Origin of the sequence: Gracilibacillus oryzae (genome assembly GCF_009498735.1) — a bacterium.
GTDB lineage: Bacteria > Bacillota > Bacilli > Bacillales > Amphibacillaceae > Gracilibacillus > Gracilibacillus oryzae.
Genome location: NZ_ML762432.1, coordinates 5,011 through 9,418 on the forward strand (window position 1 = coordinate 5,011; position 4,408 = coordinate 9,418).

Here is a 4,408-nt window from a genome sequence, read left to right on the forward strand (position 1 = left end):
CGGAACAGTCTCATTGGATATTCTTTTGTCAGGAAAAGAAGCGGTAAAAAAAGCATTAGAAGTGGAGAAAGAAAAAGGTGCAGAAATAATTATCGCAGATGCAGTTTCATTGGAAGACGTATCTCTTCTTGCTGAAGCTGTATATTCATTAGACTGGAACGTTTTAGCGATTGATCCTGGTCCGTTTACTGCAAAACTGGCCGAATGGAATGGATGTGCGACACAAGATAGGAAGTCAGCGGAAGATCAGTCCATGGCAGATTTGAATGGAAAAGTATTAGTGGTCGCTGGAAGTGCTACACCAGTAACAAAAGTCCAAATGGAGACCCTTTTGCAAAACGAATGGGCTGTTTCTGTTCCCGTTTCAGCAGATAAGTTGATTCCACAAAATGCTGCTTCTGTAGAAGAAGTTCACAGAGCGATGGATAAAGCGTTGGAAAAAATGAAAACCGATGATGTCCATGTTCTCGTATTAGAAACATGCTTAACTGGAGAAAGAATTAATTTGACAGAACGTGAGAAAGAATTAAATTTATACCACGGAGAAGCTGCAGATAATATTAACAGAGGGCTGGGAGATATTACGAAAGGAATTCTTAGTCAAACGGATGATGTGCAAGGTATCTATATGACCGGTGGAGATACAATGGTTCATACATTAAAACAGTTAGGCACAAAAGGGATCCAGCTGTTAGATTATGTAATTCCTCAAGCGGATCTTGGTACAATTCTTGGTGGTGAGCATGAAGGATTAGTAATTGTCGGTAAAGGTGGCTTAACTGGTGAACAAAACACTGCCATAAAGATAGTGGAAAGAATTTTTGCAGAAGCGAATAAGCAGGAAGTATTAAATGAAGCTTAGGAAAACTCGCATTCGCTCGGTCTTTTTAGCGAAAGTGTCAGGTGTTCTTATACTTGGAACTTGGAGACTCACCGTTAAAAATGGTGAGTCTTTTGTTTGATAATAAAAAAGAATGGAGCAGCTGTTTGTACTCCATTCTATCTCCACAATATTAATCAGTATGTTTAGCACTTTGCAGGAATTTTGTAACTTCCATTACAGCTTCTTCTGCATCATCTCCTACAGCACGCACGGTAATCTCTGTTCCGTTTTTCAGCTGCAGTGTCGCTAGTCCAAGAATACTTTTTGGATTAATTTCTTGCACATGGTTTTTACTTACATTCAAAATAAAAATTTCTGAGTCGTATTTTTGTAATAAATAACTTAATTCTACAATTGTCTGTGATTCTGTGATATCCACTACAACCTGTTTCTTAAAATCTTTCATATCCATTCCTCCCAAGCAAGGTGTTCCTGCTGAAACATCCTTTTTTGATAGTATACGAAAAAAAATACAAAAAATCCACAAATATATAATAATTAAAATAAGATTTTATTTGTTACCTTTTGGGCAAATAGCCATTATTTAGAGCTTATTCTCACCTTTATTTGTCATAATTCTTCGTTTATAAATTAAACTAACTAATCAAATTGAAGTTATATAAGCTTATGAGCAAGTGAATAGCATACGAAAGTAAAATTTATCAAAACGAAAATAAAAAAAAGAAATTGACAAAAATGTTGTAATCATTTATTATCGTAATAGATACATTCAATAATTTAGTGAAAGATTAGTAAGCAGTTACAACTTACTGATAATAAAGGATGGTATTAAGATGAAGAAGCAAAAAATTTTTATAGGAACCAACTGGAAAATGACAAAGAACCTGAAGGAAGGGAGAGAATATGTTCAACAGTTACTGGAAGTTAAGAAAGCGTTGACTTCAAAACTGGAATTGTTTATTATCCCGTCATTTCCTCATCTTACAACAATTAAACAAGATCTTGAAGGCTCAGGGGTGAAATTAGGTGCCCAAACAATGCATTGCTTAAAGAACTGAACTTAGACTTAGTGGAATTAGGTCACTCTGAAAGAAGACAATATTACAACGAAAATGATATTGATATCAATAAAAAAGTATTAGCAGCGGTAAGACACCGATTAACGCCACTTATTTGTGTGGGGGAAGATCATTCAGATAAAGATAATCAGGTTGGCAAAGAAAGAATCAGAGAACAAATAAAGATAGCGTTAAAAGGTGTCCAAAAGCAAGATTTAGACAATATTATGATTGCTTACGAGCCGGTATGGGCGATAGGGGAAAAGGGAGTTCCAGCAGAACCGGAATATGTAGCAAAGCAACATGATAATATCCGTGAGTTATTAATCGAACTGTATGAAGAGCAAGGAAACGAGATCCCTGTTTTATATGGTGGAAGTGTCAACTTAAGTAATTATGAAGATTATCTGAGAATAGAAAATGTAAACGGATTATTTATCGGCAGGGCTGCATGGGATATGGCCTCTTTCAAAGAAATCCTGTTGACAATAGAGAAAAATTACTAGGGGAAATGGAATGTTGGGAGGAAGTAATATGAAAAAAATAGTACAGTTATTCTTAGCAGGATTACTCTTTTCACTTCTGGCAGCTTGCAGTACTCACACTGGGGCTGCAAGTGGTGAACTGCAGATAAACTTTGGTCACGGATCGGCCGAAACGAATGTAAGGCACGAAGCGGCCATGAAGTTTAAAGAACTTGTAGAAGAGAAATCAAACGGGGATATTACAGTTAATGTTTTTGCAAACGAAACCATTGGTACTGAAGCCGAAATGCTTGAAAACGTTTCCTTGAATAATCTGGAAATTGTGTTGGCAGGTACAGATATTTATACACAATATGATCCTTTAATGGGAGCTACGAATCTTCCGTATTTATTTGACAGTTATGAGCATGCATGGGAAGTGCTTGATGGCAAGGTGGGAGATATGGTTTCAGAACCATTATTAGAACATAATATTCGTATATTAGCTTTCTATGAAAATGGAATGAGGCATATTACCAATAGCAGCCGCCCAATTGAAACGCCAGAAGATTTGAATGGCTTAATCATACGAACACCAGAGGCGGAGGTATCCCTTGATACATTGAATGCACTTGGTGCGAATGCAACGCCAATGGCTTTTGGTGAACTGTATCTTGCATTGCAGCAAGGAACAGTTGACGGTCAGGAAAATCCGATTGCCAATATTCATGCAAGTAAGTTTAATGAAGTGCAGAATTACATTTCTATGACGGGGCACCAATATACAGCGCTTCCAATGGCGGTTAGTGATGATTTCTGGCAATCACTTTCAGAAGAACAGCAGGTAATCATCCAGGAAGCTGCTACTGAAGCAGCCCAGTTCCACCGTGACTCGATTAAAAACAATGATGACAAGTTATTGCAGGAATTAGTGGATGCAGGCATGGAAGTGAATGAACCAGATAAAGAACCATTCCGAGAAGCGGTAGCTGATGTAGTGGAGGGCTACGCTGAAGTAGCTGGTCAGGAATTTATGGATGAATTCCTGGCAGAAATAGAAGCAGCAAAAACAAATGAAGAATAATTTAATTATTCCATAAGAAAGATTAACTCTTAAATGAAGGTAAGGGACTGCATATGAAGAAAGTATTAAAATATTTAGATCGCCATTTCGAAGAGTATGTACTAATTATTTTGACAACAGTATTAGTTGCTACATTATTTTTGCAAGTTGTGATGAGAAATGTAACAGGGATAACGTTTTCGTGGACAGAGGAACTAGCGAGATATGTATTTATCTGGAGTGTATTTATCGGAGTTAGTTATGCGGTAAAGAAAAATAAACATATTAAAATAGACTCCTTAGGCTTACTTTTCAGGAGAAATGGTAAGTTTATTATCAGCACTTTCTCTAATCTTGTTTTCCTGGTTTTTGCCATTATGGCTGTTTACTATGGATCTACAACTGTATTTGAGATCTCCAGGATGACACCGGGTTTAGGTATATCCTATGGGTGGGTGTATGCATCGACATTAATTGGCTTTAGTCTTACATTGATTAGACTCATCCAGAGCCAGTGGAATATGATTATCAGATGGAGAAACAATGAGGAGGTGGATGTATGATATCCCTGATTTTATTCGGTACTTTAATTCTATTGTTAATTTTAACAGTACCAGTTGGAATTGCTCTGGGGATTGCCACAGTATTATCAATGGCTTTCATCCCGGCGATTCCTTCTGAAGGTGTGTTCCGGGATTTGGTAACATCATTAGATACATTCCCTCTTCTTGCTGTTCCATTATTTATCCTTGCTGGTGAATTAATGAGTGGTGGAGGAATTTCAGAAAGATTAATGAATTTCGGTAAGGTAATTGTCGGAAATATAACAGGTGGTTTAGCAGTTGTTGCCGTATTAACCTCTATGTTTTTTGCGGCTATATCAGGATCCGGTCCGGCAACCGTAGCAGCAGTAGGCGGAATGATGATACCTGCCATGATAAAAGAAGGTTATGATAAAAAATTCGCCACAGCTGTCATT

The 4,408-nt window shown here is 37.2% G+C and carries 5 protein-coding genes and 1 pseudogene; 5 read left to right on the forward strand and 1 reads right to left on the reverse strand.

Annotated elements, in window-relative coordinates:
* Positions 1 to 862, forward strand: an 862-nt coding sequence (locus tag F9U64_RS23030) for a nucleotide-binding domain containing protein (protein WP_323125845.1), incomplete at its 5' end; no start/stop codon positions are given.
* A gap of 151 nt (positions 863 to 1,013) precedes the next feature.
* Here the strand turns inward: F9U64_RS23030 and F9U64_RS12410 are convergent.
* Positions 1,014 to 1,289 carry an HPr family phosphocarrier protein gene (locus tag F9U64_RS12410; RefSeq protein WP_153403883.1) on the reverse strand — a complete coding sequence of 92 codons (276 nt, stop codon included), beginning with the start codon at positions 1,287 to 1,289 and terminating at the stop codon, positions 1,014 to 1,016.
* Positions 1,290 to 1,716: 427 nt separating this feature from the next.
* On the opposite strand from F9U64_RS12410, the pseudogene F9U64_RS12415 reads away from it, so the two are divergent.
* From F9U64_RS12415 to F9U64_RS23035, 4 genes and pseudogenes are all read left to right on the forward strand, one after another.
* Positions 1,717 to 2,408 (forward strand): annotated as a pseudogene (locus tag F9U64_RS12415) (triose-phosphate isomerase family protein).
* A gap of 28 nt (positions 2,409 to 2,436) precedes the next feature.
* Positions 2,437 to 3,450 carry a TRAP transporter substrate-binding protein gene (locus F9U64_RS12420; RefSeq protein WP_153403886.1) on the forward strand — a complete coding sequence of 338 codons (1,014 nt, stop codon included), beginning with the start codon at positions 2,437 to 2,439 and terminating at the stop codon, positions 3,448 to 3,450.
* Between the two features lie 53 nt (positions 3,451 to 3,503).
* Positions 3,504 to 3,992 (forward strand): TRAP transporter small permease, encoded by a 489-nt coding sequence (locus F9U64_RS12425; protein ID WP_153403889.1) that lies wholly within the window; start codon positions 3,504 to 3,506, stop codon positions 3,990 to 3,992.
* On the forward strand, positions 3,989 to 4,408 hold a 420-nt coding region (locus tag F9U64_RS23035; RefSeq protein WP_228275697.1), incomplete at its 3' end, for a TRAP transporter large permease subunit. The genes F9U64_RS12425 and F9U64_RS23035, both read left to right, overlap by 4 nt.

Excerpts from the sequence above, each read along its gene's own strand:
- F9U64_RS12420 (WP_153403886.1), top strand. The coding sequence starts at position 2,437 with ATGAAAAAAATAGTACAGTTATTCTTAGCAGGATTACTCTTTTCACTT.
- F9U64_RS12410 (WP_153403883.1), bottom strand. The coding sequence starts at position 1,289 with ATGAAAGATTTTAAGAAACAGGTTGTAGTGGATATCACAGAATCACAG.
- F9U64_RS12425 (WP_153403889.1), top strand. The coding sequence starts at position 3,504 with ATGAAGAAAGTATTAAAATATTTAGATCGCCATTTCGAAGAGTATGTA.